Raw genomic sequence first — 14,348 nt, 5'->3', positions numbered from 1 at the left:
GGCCGCGCCGCTGGGGGTGGGCGGACGTGCGTGCGGGCGGCTGAGCGCTGAGCTTGCTCCAGTCGGGGTGGTTGGGCAACAGGTCGGGTTTTCACTGTTCAATGTGTACAAGGTGATCAGGAAATCGCTGAGCGGGCTGGGCAGAATGCTCGGTCGGTGGGGGGTGTTGCGCGAGTTCTGCGTAACGGTCCTGGAGGGGCGGGTGTGGCGTCGGCGTCGTCGGTACCGCCGGTGGGCCGGTGCGCCGGTCAGGACGGTGGATCGCCGCTGGCCGGGGTAGGGCCGAGGTGGTCGCGGAACCAGTCCCGGGCCAGCTCGGTGACCCGGTCCAGCGTCCCGGGCTCCTCGAAGAGGTGGCCGGCGCGCGGGACCACCGCCAGCTCACTCTCGCAGCGCAGCTGCGCGCGCGCCTGCCGGTTCAGGTCGATCACCACGTCGTCCCGGCCGCCGACGATCAGCAGCGTCGGCGCGGTCACGGCGGCCAGCACCGCCGCCCCGGCGAGGTCCGGCCGCCCGCCCCGGGAGACCACGGCGGCCACGCCGTCGCCGAGCCGGGCGGCCGTCCACAGCGCGGCGGCGGCGCCGGTGCTCGCGCCGAACAGGGCCAGCGGCAGCGGCGGGGCCCCGGACGCCCGGGACTGCTCGGCGGGGAGGGCCCCGGCGACGTCGGTCAGCCGGGCGCCGAGCAGGGCGACGTCGAAGACGTTCCGCCGGTCCGGTTCCTCGTCCTCGGTGAGCAGGTCGAACAGGAAGGTGGCCAGGCCGGCGGCGTTCAGTCCGGTGGCGACGTGGCGGTTGCGCGGGCTGTGGCGGCTGCTGCCGCTGCCGTGCGCGAACACCACGAGGCCGCGGGCGCCGCCGGGGACGGTCAGCCGGCCGGTCAGGCGGACGCCGGCGGCGGGGAGCGTCAGCTCGCGGTCGGAGGCGGGGGTGGTGGCGGACGCGGTGGCGGCGTGGGCTGCGGCCGCGGCGAGGTGGCGCAGGACCTCGGCGTCCTCGGTCTGCGCGAAGTCGGCGTAGAACTCGCCGATCGCGAAGAACGGTGACGGCGTGCCGACGCAGACCAGCTCGTCGGCGACATCGCCGAGCCGCTCCGTCCAGTCCCGCGGCGCCACCGGAACGGCGAGCACCACCCGCCGCGCGCCGCGTGCCCGCACGATCAGGCAGGCGGCCCGCGCGGTCGAACCGGTGGCGACGCCGTCGTCCACCACGACCACCGTCCGCCCCCGCAGGTCGACCGGCGGCCGGCCGCCCCGGTAGCGGCGGGCCCGGCGCTCCAACTCCGTCCGCTCGTGGGCCTCCACGGCGGCCAACTGCTCCGGGGTGACCCCGGCGGGCCGCAGCACCTGGTTGTTGATCACCCGCACGCCGTCCTCCCCGATCGCCCCCATCCCGAGCTCCGGCTGGTAGGGGACGCCCAGCTTGCGGATCACGCAGATGTCCAGCGGCGCGCCGAGTGCGACCGCCACCTCGGCGGCCACCGGGACGCCGCCGCGCGGCAGTGCGACCACCACGGTGCCGGGGCCGCGCAGGTGGCCGAGCCGGTCGGCCAGTCGGCGTCCGGCGTCGGTGCGGTCGGTGAAGTGGGTACCGGTGGCGTGCATGGTTGCGGCCTCTCCGTTCCACCGTACGTCGCCGGGGCGGCTGTGCGGGGGCCGGTGCGGCGGGCTGTGCGTAGGGCTCTGGGGGTTCGGTGGCCCGTGGTCGGGACGGTCCCGGGCGCGGGCGGGACGCGGATGGGGCCGGCCGCCCGTGCGTCCGGGACGACGGGCGCATCAGCGTGGTGGACAGCGACCCGGCGGGCCTGTCCCTCGCCCGCCGGGCCGTCCACCTCCGTCCGCTTGAAGGAGAGCCGACCCGTGACGATCCCCCGTCCTCATCCCGAACCCCAGCCGCAGCCCCAGCCGCAGTCCCATTCCTTGCGCCGGCATGCCCCGGGCCTGTACGCCACCGGTGGTCCGGGCGGCGGCGACCCCGTCGGCGGCGACCAGGCGAACGGCGACCCGGTCAACGGGGCCCCGGCCACCGGTTGGACGGTGGCCACCGCCCTCCCCGTCAGCTACCGGGTCCGCTTCGCCCCCGGTGTCCTGGACCCGGGCAATCCGGCGCTCGCCCGGGCCGGCGGCCCGCCCGGACGCCGGCTCGTCGTGGTCGACGCCCGGGTGCACGAGCTGCACGGCCACCGCCTCCGCCGCTACCTGACCGCCCAGGGCGTCGAGTACGAGACGCTGGTCCTGCTCGCCCATGAACAGGTGAAGACCATGGACGCGGTGTTCCAGGTCGCCGACCGGATGGACTCCTTCGGGATCTCCCGGCGCGGCGAACCGGTGCTCGCGGTCGGCGGCGGCGTGCTCACCGACGTCGTCGGCCTCGCCTGCAGCCTCTACCGCCGCTCGACGCCGTTCGTGCGGGTCCCGACCACCCTGATCGGCCTGGTCGACGCGGGCGTCGGCGCCAAGACCGGGGTCAACCACGGCCGGCACAAGAACCGGCTCGGCACCTACCACCCCGCCGTCGAGACCCTGCTCGACCCGGCCTTCCTCGCCACCCTGGAGCGCCGCCACGTCGGCAACGGGCTCGCCGAGATCCTCAAGGTCGCGCTGATCAAGGACGCGGAGCTGTTCGTGCTGCTGGAGCGGCACGGCCGGGACCTGCTCGACACCCGCTTCCAGAGCCCCGGCGCGGGCGCCGCCGTCCTCGGCCGCGCCGTCCACGGCATGCTCCAGGAACTCCAGCCCAACCTCTGGGAGCACCGCCTGGAACGCCTGATGGACTACGGGCACTCGTTCAGCCCGACGGTGGAGATGCGCGCCCTGCCCGAACTCCTGCACGGCGAGGCGGTCTGCGTCGACATGGCGCTCACCACGGTCGTCGCCCGGCGGCGCGGCCTGCTCGACGGGGAGCAGGCCGAACGGGTCCTGCGGCTGATGCGCCGGCTCGAACTGCCGGTCTGGCACCCGCTGATGGAGCCGGTCACCCTCGCCGAGGCGCTCGCCGACACCGTCCGCCACCGCGACGGGCGGCAACGGCTGCCGCTGCCGTCCGGGATCGGCTCGGGGGTCTTCGTGGACGACCTGAGCGGGCGTGAACTCGCCGACGCGGCCGGGTGGTTGCGCGGCTGGTCGGCGGTGGATCGGTCGGGGTCGGTCGCGGTGGGGACGGCATGGGGAGCGGGGACGCAGGTCCGGGGGAGTGGGGAGCGTGCGTAGCGCGGTCGTGGTCGCGGACACCGGCGCGCCGGCGGACGTCCACGGGGTGCACGGCGCGGCCGGGGTCACCCAGTGGGCCTGCCTGGCCCGCCGCGCCGGGCTGGCCGGGGACTGGGAGGCCGTCGAGTGGGCGCGGATCCCGCCCGGCGGGGTCAGCGGCGAACACCTGCACACCCGCACCCGCGAGGTGTACGTGCTGCTGGCGGGGGAGGGGGAGGTCACCCTCGACGGCCGCCGGTACCCGATCCGGGCGGGCGACGCCGTGCTGACGGCGGTCGGCACCCGGCACGGGCTGCGCAACACCGGGTCCGGGCCGCTGGAGTGGCTGGTGATCGAACTGCCCGCCGACCCGGCGGATGGGGAGCCGGACGGCGCGGTCGGCAGCACGGTGGTCCGCGATCTGCGGCGGGCCGGCCCGCTGGACCCGTCCGCCGTGATCGGCGGTCCGCTGCGTGTGCTGCGGCACGTCGAACTCGCGTCGGGAGAACGGGAGTTCATGATGGCGGACGGTGTCGATCACACGGTGTTCGTCGTCGACGGGGGTGGCCGGGCGGCCATCGGGGACGTGCGGGTGCCGCTGCGCCCCGGGACGGCGCTCACCCTGCCGCTCGGGACTGCGGTCACCCTGACCGCCGGTCAGGGCGGGCTCGCGTGCGTGCACGCGGAACTCGCGGTGCGGGGCGGTGGGCGGCGATGATCGTCGCCGGTCCGGGCGGATCCCGGCTGCTGCTCGGCCCCGGCGCCCAACGGGTCCGCACCCGCTGCCTGGCCCGCCGGGGCATGCTGCACAGCGAGTGCGAGGCGTTTGAACATGTTCAACTTGGCCCGGGTGCCTGCTGCGACCTCACCGGGCGCGAGTCCACCGAGGCGGCCTGGTACGTGCTGCGCGGCCCGGTCGCGCTGCTCGACTGCCCCGCTCACCCGCTGCGCCTGCTCGACCGCGGCACCTTGTTGCTCGCCCCGCGCGGCGAGTCCGTGCACCTGCACGGCGGACCGCTCGGCGCGGAACTGCTCTGCCTGACCGTCCTGCCCGGGCAGGTGAGCGCGGCGCTCCCGGAGCGCCGGCCGGAGGCGAGCGCGCGCGTGCTGACACCTGACACCTGACGGCTGACAGATGACAACTGACAGATAACAGATTTCAGATATCAGATTCTGTCAGCTGTCATTCGTCAGTCGGTGATCGTCGACGGCCCGGCGCGCGCGGAGCGTCCCGGGCGGTGGGGCGGGGCGTGGACAGGCCCGGGGGCTCAGGCGTCCGGGGCGGCGGGCGGCGCAACGTGGAGCTCGAATCCGGACCCGGAGGAGGCTCCCCATGCGTCGCAGCGCCCAGCCGGTCCAACTGGACCGGCGGATCCAGATCGGTGCCGCGCACATCACGCTCGCCGTTCGCAGCGGCGAGCCGTCCTGGGGTGAACTCCGTGTCCGGCTGGCCGAATTCGCGGCCGAGCGGTTCCTGCTCGTGACCGACGGAACGGCGCCTGGCGACCACCTGGCCCGCGTGCGCGCACTCGCCGCCGCCCAGGCGCCCACCACCCTGCACGACCTGCGTGACGGGCCGCTCCCGAACGCCCCCGCGCTGCCCGGCGCCCCCGCTTCCACCGCCACCGCCGTCACCACAGTCATCGCCGTCGGAGGCGAGCGGGCCTGCGCCGTTCCGGCCGACGTCCGGGTGCCGACCGACCTCGCCGCGGCCTGCGGTCCCGCCCTGGCCCTGCGCCGTCCGGCACCCGCCGCGGCTCTTGTCTGGGTCCGGGCCGACCAACTCGCCGCCGGCCCCGCCGCACGGACCCGGGCCGGCCTCGTCGCCGTCGTCCGGCACGTCCTCGCCGTCTGTCCGGCCCACTACCGGACGGTCGCCCGCCTCCTCGCCGCCGAGGCGCGCCACGACGCGCGGACCGTCACCGCACTGCTCGCCCTGTGCGCCGACGCCCGCGCCGCCCTGGTCTGCTTCGACCCGGACGAGACCGGCCCCGCGCTCGCCCTCGGATACGGCCGGAGCCTCGCCGCCGCCGTGCGGTCCGTCGCCGGCCCGGCCCTCGCGCCGGGCGACGCGGACGCCCTGGGCCTGCTGCTCGCCGCCGAGGTGGCGGCCCGGCTCGGCCTGGCCGACCGTGCCACCGGCTGGGCCCACCGCGAACTGCTCGCCCTGAACGGCTCGGCGACCACGCTGCCCCGCGGAGTGGACGTCGAGAGGCTCGTAGCGGCGGCCGTCGTCGCCGCCCGGCCCGGTCTGCTGCTCCTCGCGGACCTGGGCCGCCCGTACTGCAGCGGCGGTCGGCTGCAGACCCCGGTGGACCGTGCCGTGCTGCGGGCCGCCGTGGAGGGGCTGGCCGGGCGGGCGGCCGTCCCGCACAGCCGGGCGGCGACCACCGCGCGCCCCTCCGTCCGGGACGCGGCGCCCGAGGCCGCACCGTCGCCGGAAACGGCACCGGCACTGGCACCGGCACTGGCGCCGGAACCGGCGTGAACCGGGCGTCCGGGCCCTGGGCCGCCGGTCACCGGGACCGGCCCGAGCGGCCCGCCGACCCGGGAGGGCGAGGGCCCGCCCGTCGGCCGGGAGCAGGACAGGACCGGGCTCCCGTGCGACCGGGACGGCAGGCGGCACACCGTGGAGAACAGAAGCGGCCCACACGGACCGCAGGACAGCAGAAGGAGTTCCCGTCATGACGGGCACCGTCATCACCGACCTCCGCCGACGCGGCGCCGTCGACCCCAGCCGGGTACTGACCGGACCGCTCCGCGCCGTCGGACTGCAGTGGCTCGATCCGGGCCGCAGCGTCGAGGTCGTCGCGGAGGGCGTCGAGCGCGCCCTCTACATCACGGCCGGTTCGGGCACCGCCACGGTGCCCGAGGCCGAGGCCGAGGCGTCGACGGTCCCCGACTCCGGAATCCCGCTGGTCGAGGGCACTGCCCTGACCCTGCCGCTCGGCGCACGCACCGTGCTCACCGCCGGCACCGCCGGTCTTGAGTACTTCCACGCGATCCTCGCCGTGGCCGGCCACCCGGGCGGCGCCATCGCCCATCCGGCGTCGGAACGCCCGACCGTCGAAGGCCCGCCCGCCGACCGCCAGCCCCGCGAGCTCCCCACCCAGGAGCGCCCGGCCGCCGACCGCCGCGCCGCCGAGCACCCGGACCACCCCGACACCCCTCCGAGCCCGAAGGGAGGCGAGCCGAAGTGATCGTCACCACCGCCTCGGCCTCGGCCGCCGTCATCATCGGCCCGAACGGCGAGCGCGTCCGCCTGCGTTGCCTGGCGCGCCGCTCCATGCTCGCCAGCGCCTGCGAGACCTTCGACCACCTGCGGCTCAGCCCCGGCGCCCACCACGCGCTGCCGGGGCGACCCGACGGCGAGACCGTGCTCTTCGTGGTGCGCGGCTCGCTGCTCGTCGGCCAAACCGCCGACGAGCCGGACCACTTGGCCGTCGACGGCGATCTGCTGCTGGCGACCCGGGGCCGTTCGCTGCGACTGGAGGCCGGTCCGCTCGGTGCCGAGGTGCTCTGCCTCGCCCTGGACGCGCCGCGCCGCACCGCCGCGACCAGGCAGTCCCTGGCCCGGCGGCGCGCCGAACGGCGGAGTCGGCCATGACAGGCCCCGCCGAGTCCGTCGCCCAGGCCCCCGCCACCCCGGCGGGGGCCGACCGGACGCCGCCGCGCGGCACGACGGTGGCTCACGACACGACTACCGCGCACGACACGATGACGGCGCTGCGCTTCGAGGCGCCGCACCGGATCGTCCTCGCCAGGGTGCCCCGGCCTGCGCCGCCCGGGCCGGACGAGGTCACCGTGCGCACGTCCCTGGTCGGCCTCTGCGGCACCGACCTGGAACTGCTCCACGGCACCGCCGCCTACCTGCGCGACGGACGGGCCGGCTACCCGCTCGTCCCGGGACACGAATGGTGCGGCACCGTCGTCGAAGTCGGCGGCGCAGTCACCGAGTTCACCGCAGGTGACCGGGTGGTGGGCCACACCATGGTCCACTGCGGCCTCTGCCGGATGTGCCGGCGTGGCCGCCGCCCGCTCTGCGAACGCCTCACCGAGGTCGGTCTCTACGGCCGGCCCGGCGCGGCCGCCCAGTATGTGGTGCTGCCGGAGCGCTCGTTGTCCCGGATCCCCGACCAAGTACCCGATCTCGCAGCGGTGTTGACCGAGCCGGCGGTCACCGTGGTGGCGGGGCTCGAACGGGCCCGCTGCCGGATCGGCGACCGGGTGGTCGTCCTCGGCACCGGCACGATCGGCCTGCTCGCCGTCCAACTCGCCGCCCGCATGGGCGCATCGGTGGACGCGGTGGGCATCGACCCGGCCGGGCGGCGGCTCGCCGTGCGGTGCGGCGCGCGGCGGGCGCTGAGCCCGGAACAGGCGCGGGCCACCCGGTCCGCCGCGTACTCCCTCGCGGTCGAGGCCGCAGGCGCGGCAGAGGCCTTCACGCTCGGCCTCGACCTGCTCGAACCGGGCGGACGGCTCGCCGTGATCGGGGTGGCCGGCCGCCCGTGCCCGGACTTCGTCCCTGGCCAACTCGCCCTGCGCGGGCTGGAGGTGATCGGCGTCCGGCACGGCCTGGACCACTACGACCGCGCGCTCCGGCTGTTCCGGGACGGGGTGCTGGCGGCCGAGTCGCTGATCGCCGCCGTCCTGCCGCCGTCCGCCGCGCCGGAGGCGTTCCGGATGCTGGCCGGAGGGCGCAGCGGTCCACCGAAGGTCCTCCTCGACTTCGGGCAGGCCGACGGCCCACCGGCTCCGCTAACCCCTCCGGCCCCACCGGCCCCGGGATCCTCCGTCCCCCAGGCCCCTGTCATTCCGAACCCCACCGCCGAAGGAGGCCTCGCGTGATCCTCGTACCCGCCGCCGTTCCCCGGACGGCCCCCGCGTTCCGCCGGCTGATCGACCCCCAGCACCTGCCGTCCGCGCACGGCGGGCTGACCGTCGAGACCCTGCCGCCCGGCGTACGCGTCGAACAACACCCGTCCCGGGTAGGCGAATCGGTGACCCTGGTGCTCTCCGGCGGCATCCGCTCGGCCGGGCGCGTGCTCGGTCCGGGCGAGGGTCTCTACCACCCGCCCGGCAGCTCCTGCGGACTCACCGCGCTGCCCGGTGCGCCCGCCGCCGTGCTGACCGTACGGCCCGTGGCGGTGCCCGGTGACCGGTCCGCGCTGAGCCCCTACCCCGTCCCGCTCGCCCCGCCGAGGTGGCCCGCCCGGTCCCACGGCGACGACGCTAAAGACCGTCCCGCCGCTGCCACGCCGCCGACCCACGGCCCGACCGTGCCCGCCGCGCGTGGCAGCGGCCCCGTCGGCGCGCCGCCCGACGTGCCGCTCGCCGGGTCGGTCGACATGGCGGTGCGCTGGCTGGCGACCGACGAGACGGTCGGCGCCCGCCGGCTCACCGTCGCCGCCTCGACCTTCGGCGCCGGCGGCGGTCACGAGCTGCACCGGCACCCGTACGCGGACGAGTTCTTCCTGGTCCTCTCGGGCGGTGGCACCCATCTCACGGCGACCACGGAGGTCCGACTCCTGGCCGGTGACCTGGTGTTCGTCCCGGCCGGTGAGTGGCACGGCTTCCGGACCGGTCCGGCCGGTCCGACCACCGCCCTCTACGGCTACCTCGGGGCGCCGAGCCTCGCCCGGGCCGGCTACCAAGTCCGCCCGGCGACCGTCCCGGAGGTGACCGGGTGACGACCGAGACCTCGAACCGCCAACAGCCCGCCAGGGAAGGGCAGTCGGCCTCGGTGGCGATCGTCACCGGGGCCAGTTCCGGCATCGGCAGGGCCACCGCCGTGGCCCTGGCCCGGGCCGGGCACGCGGTGGCCGTGGGCTACCGCACCGACCGCGCCGCCGCCCGTCGGACGGCCGCGCTGGCCGGCGGGCGGACGCTGCTGCTGCCGCTCGACCTGTCCGACCCGGCCGCCGCCGCGCGGGCCGTGCACGGGGCCGCCGAACAGCTCGGCGGACTCGACATCCTGGTCAACTGCGCCGGAATCAACCGGCGTTCACCGGTTCTCGACGAGACCCTGGACGACTGGCAGCGGATCCTGGCGGTGGACCTCACCGGGCCGTTCGCCTGCGCCCAGGCGGCCGCCCGCCGGATGGTGGCGCAGGGCCGCGGTGGGCGGATCGTCAACGTCACATCCGTCCACGAGTTCGTCCCGATCCCGGGCGGCGCCGCCTACTGCGCCGCCAAGGGCGGACTGGGCGAACTCACCAAGGTGATGGCCCTGGAGCTGGCGCCGTACGGCATCACCGTGAACGCCGTCAGCCCCGGCGAGACGGCCACCCGGATGAACGGCGTCCTCGACGACCGGGACCTCACCGGCCTCGCCCGGCCCGCCATCCCGGTGGGCCGGCCCGGCCGGGCGGCGGAGGTCGCCGCCGCGATCGTCCACCTCACCGGGCCGGACGCCGCCTACACCACCGGGGTGTCGCTCACCGTCGACGGCGGCCTCAGCCTGATGGGCGCCGTCGCCAACCAGCGCGACGCCGCCCACGAGGCCCACGCGTGGACGGTGGCCCCCGTGGCCCCTGCGGCGCCCGACGCCTCGGAGGCTTCCGGAAGGAGCGCACGATGACCGACGTCCCCCGCACCTCCCCCGTCCCCCGTGTCCCCGACCGGCCCGGGATCCCCGGTGCGCGCGCCGTCCACCACGTCGCCTACACCGTCCCCGACCTCGACCAGGCGGTGGCGTTCTTCACGAACGTCCTCGGCGCGCGACTGCTCTACCGCCTCGGGCCGGTCGCCGCGCCGCCCGGGGACGCGGCCTGGATGACCCGCCAACTCGGCGTCCACCGCGAGGCGGTGGCCCATATCGCGATGCTGCGGCTCGGGCCGGTCAGCAACCTGGAACTGTTCCAGTACACCGCCCCGGACCAGCGCCGCGAGCCGCCCGCCAACAGCGACTGGGGCGGCCACCATCTGGCGATCGCCGTCGACGACGTCGACCTCGCCGTCGCCTACCTGCGCCGACAGCCCGGCGTCGAGGTCCTGGGCGAACCGCAGACGATCGCCGACGGCGGACCGATCGACGGCGACCGCTGGGTGTACTTCCGCACGCCCTGGGGGCTCCAGTTGGAGGTGCTCGCGATGCCCGCCGGCATGCCCTACGAACGGGCCACCGCCGAGCGGCTGTTCGCGCCCTCCGGCCCGTGGACTGCCCGCAACGGCGCCGATGGGGACGCGGACATGTCGCGGCACGGGGCCGGTCCGACATGATCGAGACCACCGCCGCCGTGGTGCGGGAGACCGGCGGGCCGTTCCGGCCGGAGACCGTGCGGCTGGACGGACCGCGCGAGGACGAAGTCCTGGTCCGGATCAGGGCCGTGGGGATCTGCCACACCGACCTGAGCGTCCGGGCCGGCCGCACGCCCGCGCCGCTGCCTGCCGTCCTCGGCCACGAGGGCGCGGGCACCGTGACGGCGGTCGGCCGCGCCGTCACCCGGGTACGGCCCGGCGACACCGTCGTCCTGACCTTCGACTCCTGCGGCGCCTGCCCGTCCTGCCTGGCCGGCCGCCCGGTGCGCTGCGACCACTGGGCGGCCCTCAACCTGTTCGGCGGCCGAAGGCTGGACGGCAGCGCCACCCTGCGGGGGACCGGCCGCCATCGCGACACCGCCCTGCACGGGCACTTCTTCGGACAGTCCTCGTTCGCCGCCCACGCGTTGGCGGACGAGCGCAACGCCGTGCCCGTCCCCGGCCCGCCGGTGCCGTTCGAGCTGCTGGCCCCGTTCGGCTGCGGCGTGCAGACCGGCGCGGGCGCGGTCCTCAACGTGCTGCGGCCCCGGCCGGGCGACACGCTGGCCGTGTTCGGCGCCGGCGCGGTCGGCCTGGCCGCCGTCCTGGCGGCGCGGTTGACGCCCGTCGCGCGGATCGTCGCGGTCGACCTCCGCCCGGCCCGGCTCGCGCTGGCCCTGGAACTCGGCGCCACCGACGTCGTCGACGCGGGGAGCGAGGACCCGGTCGCGGCGGTCCGCGCGCTCACCGGCGGGCGCGGGGCGGAGCACACGCTGGAGACCAGCGGCAGCGTCCGCGCGCTGCGCCAGGCCGTGGAGGCGCTGGCCGTCGGGGGGACGTGCGGGGTGGTCGGCGCGCCGCCGGCGGGCAGCGAGGTGGGCCTGGACGTCCCCGGACTGCTCGCCCGGGCGCCCCGGATCGTCGGGGTGAACCAGGGGGCGAGCGTGCCGGGACGGTTCCTGCCGGCGCTGGTGGACCTCTTCCGCGCGGGACGGCTGCCGGTGGACCGGCTGGTGCGGACCTTCCCGTTCGCGGCGATCGAGGAGGCGGTCGCGGCGGCGGAGGCGGGGGAGGTCGTGAAGCCGGTGCTGGTCCTGCCCGATCCGCCCTGAGCCAACCTGACCTCTACCGATGGCCCGCCGTCGCGTTCGCCGTCCCGTTCGCCATCCCGTTCTGGGACCGGAACGGGACGGCGGGCCCATGCGCCCGGGGCGCTGCGCCGACCAGAGTGGAGGGCAGAGCGGTCGATCGCCTGGACCGCTCGGAAGACAGAGTCTGGAGCACCACCCATGGCAACGAACACGACATCGAAGACGCTCGGCGTCGCGTCCGTACTCGCCGGCGTCGCCGCAGCCACCGTGGTCATCAGGAGCGCCGTCGTCGGCGCGGTGGCCAAGGCGGCGCCCGCGAGCGAGACCGCGAACAACGAGCGCCGCTGCAAGCCGGGGGAGAAGGACTGCAAGGGCTGATCGTCCTCCGTGGCCCCCGCCCTCCCCAGGAACCCTCCCCGATCCCCCCGTCCCCTCATCCGGGCCCCGATGCCGCCGGCGGCATCGGGGCCCGGGCGGTGCGGGTGGGCGGCGGTTCTCCACCAGACCGGCTGACAAAGTGACAGCTGACGACTGACAGATAACAGATGACAGAATCTGAAATCTGTTATCTGTCAGCTGTTATCTGAAATCTGTCAGTTGTCAGTTGTCAGCCCGCGGCTCCTCAGCCGCTCGCTCCCCGCTCCTGCGAGGGGTGCCTGGGCAGGACGGCCAGCACCCGTGTCCCGTTCGTCTGCGGGAGACGGCCCACGGTACAGCGGCCGCCGATCTCGGCCGCCCGGTCCGACATCGACCGCAGCCCGACCCCGTCCGTCGAATCCGTGCCCTCCGGGCCGCCGTCCGGGACCTCGGCGGGTGTGAGGTCGCCGAGGCCGATCCCGTCGTCCTGGACGGTCAGCGTCAGGTTCGCCTCGTCCACCCGCAGCGCCACCTGGGCGTGGTTGGCGCGGGCGTGCCGGAGCACGTTGTTCAGCGCCTCGGCGGTGATCCGGTACGCGGCCACCTCGACGGCGGCGGGCAGCTCCGGCAGCGGGTCGGGCTGCAGCGCGGTGCTGACGGTGAGGCCGTCGCCGCTGAACGAGGCCGCCAGGTGCTGAACGGCCCGGGTGAGACCGAACTCGCCGAGCGGTGCGGGCCCGAGCCGGTCGGTGATCCGCCGCACCTCCTTGATCGTCATCGCCAGATCGCCGGAGATGCCCTGCAGGGTCTGCGCGAGCGCCTCGACCCGCCCACCGCCTCCCGGCGCCCCGGTGGGCGCGGAGGCCGGGAGCGCGGAGGCCGTCGAGGCCGCGTTGTCGACCCGCAGCCGGAGCCCGGCCAGCGCCGGTCCGAGCCCGTCGTGGATGTCCCGGCGCAGCCACCGCCGCTCCTCCTCGCGCGCCGCGACGATCTGTTCCCGGCTGGCCCGGAGGTCCTCCTGGAGCCGCAGTGAGGCGACGGCCGGCGAGGCCTGGTCGGCCAGCGAGCGGAGGATGTCGACGTCGCTCGGTTCCAGGAGGACCTCGCCCGGCCGCAGCCCGACCGTCAACACCCCGATCGCCGTGCCGTGGTGGACCAGCGGGAAGTCCTGGACCGGTCCGTCCAGCCGCCCCACCGCGGCCAGGGGCCGGCGCCCGGCCCGGGTGGTGACGGCCAGCGCCACGCCCGGCAGCCGCAGTTCCTTCGCGACCGTGCCGCAGAGCGCGGACGGCAGCAGCTCCGGATCGACGACCTGCCGGACCTGTCCGGCCAGCGTCCGCAGTACCTGATAGGGCTGGGCGCGTTCGCCGTAGTAGAGCCGGTCCACCAGGCCCACGGCCCAGCGGGCGGCCCGTGGCAGACCCGTGCCCAGCCCGAAGACCAGGGCGATCAGCAGGAGGGCGGCGGCGCCGCGACCGGGCACCAGCCACCCCGAGAGCACCGCCGCGCAGGCCACGAACGCCACGGTGAGCCCGGTGGCGAGCAGCAGTCCGGTGAGGACGGACCGGGCCGCCCGGTCGAGCCGCCACCCGCCGTCGCGCACCACCAGGAACGCCACCGCCACCGCCCACACCGCGCCCGCCGCCGTGAACAGCGAATAGCTCAGCCAGTACTCGTAGGAGAACCGCCGTGTGTAGTAGTCCTGCATCCCCGCCCAGAGCAGGTAGGCGCCGAGCATCCCGGCGAGGTGCGCGCGGTGCCGGGGCGCGCGGTGCTTGGGCGCGGTGCGGCGGAGCAGCCGGACCAGCAGCACGGTGGCCGCGACGCCGATCAGCAGGTAGTTGACCGGGTCGTAGAGGCGGTCGAGGTGGTCGGACACGGAGCCGAAGGCGTTCGCGACCGCGCTGTCGGCGAGGGGATTGGGGCGGCCGAACACGGTCGCGCGGTCCAGGAAGGACATGCAGTCCGGGAGCACCCAGAGGGTGACGGCGCCGATGTACCACCACCATCGGCGGGTGGTGAGCCGTGCGGCGGGCAGCCAGAGCGGCAGCACGTAGAACAGCGTCTGGCTGACGGTGTCGCACACCGCGCGCACCACGGCCGCGGTGCCCACGAGCCCGGGGTCGGTGACCTCCACCCAGACGGGTGCGGCGGCGGCGCTCGGCAGCATCGACGTCAGCGCGTAGACGAGCATCACCCAACCGAGTGGATTTCCCGGACGGTGGGCGTGCAGCAGCATCCCCGCTCCGGCGGTGGGCAGCGCGTAGAGCAGGATGGCGAGCTGGTCCCGGGGACCCTCGACGCCGGGCGCGCCGAGGTGGACCAGCACGTAGCAGACCCAGAGGGTGGCGACCGCCAGGCAGAGCACGGTGAGCGCCGCGGCGGCGGTGAGCCGGCGTTGGGCGGGCGTCCGGCGCGGCAGGGCCCCGGCCGGCGTGCGCGGCAGGGGGCGAGGAGGGATCACCGTGATCAT

The 14,348-nt window shown here is 75.9% G+C and carries 14 protein-coding genes; 12 read left to right on the top strand and 2 right to left on the bottom strand.

Annotation, left to right across the window (positions count from 1 at the left end):
* Positions 1 to 248: 248 nt before the first annotated feature.
* Positions 249 to 1,604: an alpha/beta family hydrolase gene (locus ACFP3U_RS04275; RefSeq protein WP_380223796.1), complete on the bottom strand. Its 1,356-nt coding sequence runs from the start codon at positions 1,602 to 1,604 to the stop codon at positions 249 to 251.
* Between the two features lie 255 nt (positions 1,605 to 1,859).
* On the opposite strand from ACFP3U_RS04275, the gene ACFP3U_RS04270 reads away from it, so the two are divergent.
* From ACFP3U_RS04270 to ACFP3U_RS04215, 12 genes are all read left to right on the top strand, one after another.
* Positions 1,860 to 3,209: a sedoheptulose 7-phosphate cyclase gene (locus tag ACFP3U_RS04270; RefSeq protein ID WP_380223795.1), complete on the top strand. Its 1,350-nt coding sequence runs from the start codon at positions 1,860 to 1,862 to the stop codon at positions 3,207 to 3,209.
* Entirely contained in the window at positions 3,202 to 3,906 is a 705-nt protein-coding gene (locus tag ACFP3U_RS04265) for a cupin domain-containing protein (protein WP_380223794.1), read from the top strand. Before ACFP3U_RS04270 ends, ACFP3U_RS04265 begins: the two co-directional genes overlap by 8 nt.
* Positions 3,903 to 4,313, top strand: a complete 411-nt coding sequence (locus ACFP3U_RS04260) for a hypothetical protein (protein ID WP_380223793.1) — start codon at positions 3,903 to 3,905, stop codon at positions 4,311 to 4,313. Before ACFP3U_RS04265 ends, ACFP3U_RS04260 begins: the two co-directional genes overlap by 4 nt.
* A gap of 208 nt (positions 4,314 to 4,521) precedes the next feature.
* Positions 4,522 to 5,676: a 3-dehydroquinate synthase family protein gene (locus tag ACFP3U_RS04255; protein ID WP_380223792.1), complete on the top strand. Its 1,155-nt coding sequence runs from the start codon at positions 4,522 to 4,524 to the stop codon at positions 5,674 to 5,676.
* Between the two features lie 196 nt (positions 5,677 to 5,872).
* Positions 5,873 to 6,388 (top strand): hypothetical protein, encoded by a 516-nt coding sequence (locus ACFP3U_RS04250; RefSeq protein ID WP_380223791.1) that lies wholly within the window; start codon positions 5,873 to 5,875, stop codon positions 6,386 to 6,388.
* Positions 6,385 to 6,795 (top strand): pirin family protein, encoded by a 411-nt coding sequence (locus ACFP3U_RS04245; RefSeq protein ID WP_380223790.1) that lies wholly within the window; start codon positions 6,385 to 6,387, stop codon positions 6,793 to 6,795. The genes ACFP3U_RS04250 and ACFP3U_RS04245 overlap by 4 nt, the downstream gene beginning before the upstream one ends.
* Complete coding sequence (locus ACFP3U_RS04240; protein ID WP_380223789.1) at positions 6,792 to 8,036, top strand: zinc-dependent alcohol dehydrogenase; 1,245 nt, start codon at positions 6,792 to 6,794, stop codon at positions 8,034 to 8,036. The genes ACFP3U_RS04245 and ACFP3U_RS04240 overlap by 4 nt, the downstream gene beginning before the upstream one ends.
* On the top strand, positions 8,033 to 8,878 hold the full coding sequence (locus ACFP3U_RS04235; protein WP_380223788.1) for a cupin domain-containing protein: 846 nt from the start codon (positions 8,033 to 8,035) through the stop codon (positions 8,876 to 8,878). The genes ACFP3U_RS04240 and ACFP3U_RS04235 overlap by 4 nt, the downstream gene beginning before the upstream one ends.
* Positions 8,875 to 9,768 carry an SDR family oxidoreductase gene (locus ACFP3U_RS04230; protein WP_380223787.1) on the top strand — a complete coding sequence of 298 codons (894 nt, stop codon included), beginning with the start codon at positions 8,875 to 8,877 and terminating at the stop codon, positions 9,766 to 9,768. The genes ACFP3U_RS04235 and ACFP3U_RS04230 overlap by 4 nt, the downstream gene beginning before the upstream one ends.
* Complete coding sequence (locus ACFP3U_RS04225; protein WP_380223786.1) at positions 9,765 to 10,409, top strand: VOC family protein; 645 nt, start codon at positions 9,765 to 9,767, stop codon at positions 10,407 to 10,409. The genes ACFP3U_RS04230 and ACFP3U_RS04225 overlap by 4 nt, the downstream gene beginning before the upstream one ends.
* Positions 10,406 to 11,539, top strand: a complete 1,134-nt coding sequence (locus tag ACFP3U_RS04220; RefSeq protein WP_380223785.1) for an NAD(P)-dependent alcohol dehydrogenase — start codon at positions 10,406 to 10,408, stop codon at positions 11,537 to 11,539. Before ACFP3U_RS04225 ends, ACFP3U_RS04220 begins: the two co-directional genes overlap by 4 nt.
* Positions 11,540 to 11,716: 177 nt before the next feature.
* The gene (locus ACFP3U_RS04215; protein ID WP_380223784.1) at positions 11,717 to 11,896 is read left to right on the top strand and encodes a hypothetical protein; all 180 of its coding nucleotides are present in this window, start codon (positions 11,717 to 11,719) and stop codon (positions 11,894 to 11,896) included.
* Between the two features lie 244 nt (positions 11,897 to 12,140).
* Here ACFP3U_RS04215 and ACFP3U_RS04210 read toward each other — a convergent pair whose 3' ends face one another.
* Positions 12,141 to 14,348 carry a GAF domain-containing sensor histidine kinase gene (locus ACFP3U_RS04210; RefSeq protein ID WP_380223783.1) on the bottom strand — a complete coding sequence of 736 codons (2,208 nt, stop codon included), beginning with the start codon at positions 14,346 to 14,348 and terminating at the stop codon, positions 12,141 to 12,143.

Source organism: Kitasatospora misakiensis (assembly GCF_042656005.1).
In the GTDB taxonomy this organism is placed as follows: Bacteria; Actinomycetota; Actinomycetes; order Streptomycetales; family Streptomycetaceae; genus Kitasatospora; species Kitasatospora misakiensis.
This window is presented reverse-complemented; position numbering and strand designations above follow the sequence as displayed.

What these genes read in the sequence shown, in the direction of transcription:
- ACFP3U_RS04260 (WP_380223793.1), top strand. Translation starts at nt 3,903, where the DNA reads ATGATCGTCGCCGGTCCGGGCGGATCCCGGCTGCTGCTCGGCCCCGGC.
- ACFP3U_RS04275 (WP_380223796.1), bottom strand. Translation starts at nt 1,604, where the DNA reads ATGCACGCCACCGGTACCCACTTCACCGACCGCACCGACGCCGGACGC.
- ACFP3U_RS04210 (WP_380223783.1), bottom strand. Translation starts at nt 14,348, where the DNA reads ATGATCACGGTGATCCCTCCTCGCCCCCTGCCGCGCACGCCGGCCGGG.
- ACFP3U_RS04255 (WP_380223792.1), top strand. Translation starts at nt 4,522, where the DNA reads ATGCGTCGCAGCGCCCAGCCGGTCCAACTGGACCGGCGGATCCAGATC.
- ACFP3U_RS04220 (WP_380223785.1), top strand. Translation starts at nt 10,406, where the DNA reads ATGATCGAGACCACCGCCGCCGTGGTGCGGGAGACCGGCGGGCCGTTC.
- ACFP3U_RS04215 (WP_380223784.1), top strand. Translation starts at nt 11,717, where the DNA reads ATGGCAACGAACACGACATCGAAGACGCTCGGCGTCGCGTCCGTACTC.
- ACFP3U_RS04240 (WP_380223789.1), top strand. Translation starts at nt 6,792, where the DNA reads ATGACAGGCCCCGCCGAGTCCGTCGCCCAGGCCCCCGCCACCCCGGCG.
- ACFP3U_RS04250 (WP_380223791.1), top strand. Translation starts at nt 5,873, where the DNA reads ATGACGGGCACCGTCATCACCGACCTCCGCCGACGCGGCGCCGTCGAC.
- ACFP3U_RS04225 (WP_380223786.1), top strand. Translation starts at nt 9,765, where the DNA reads ATGACCGACGTCCCCCGCACCTCCCCCGTCCCCCGTGTCCCCGACCGG.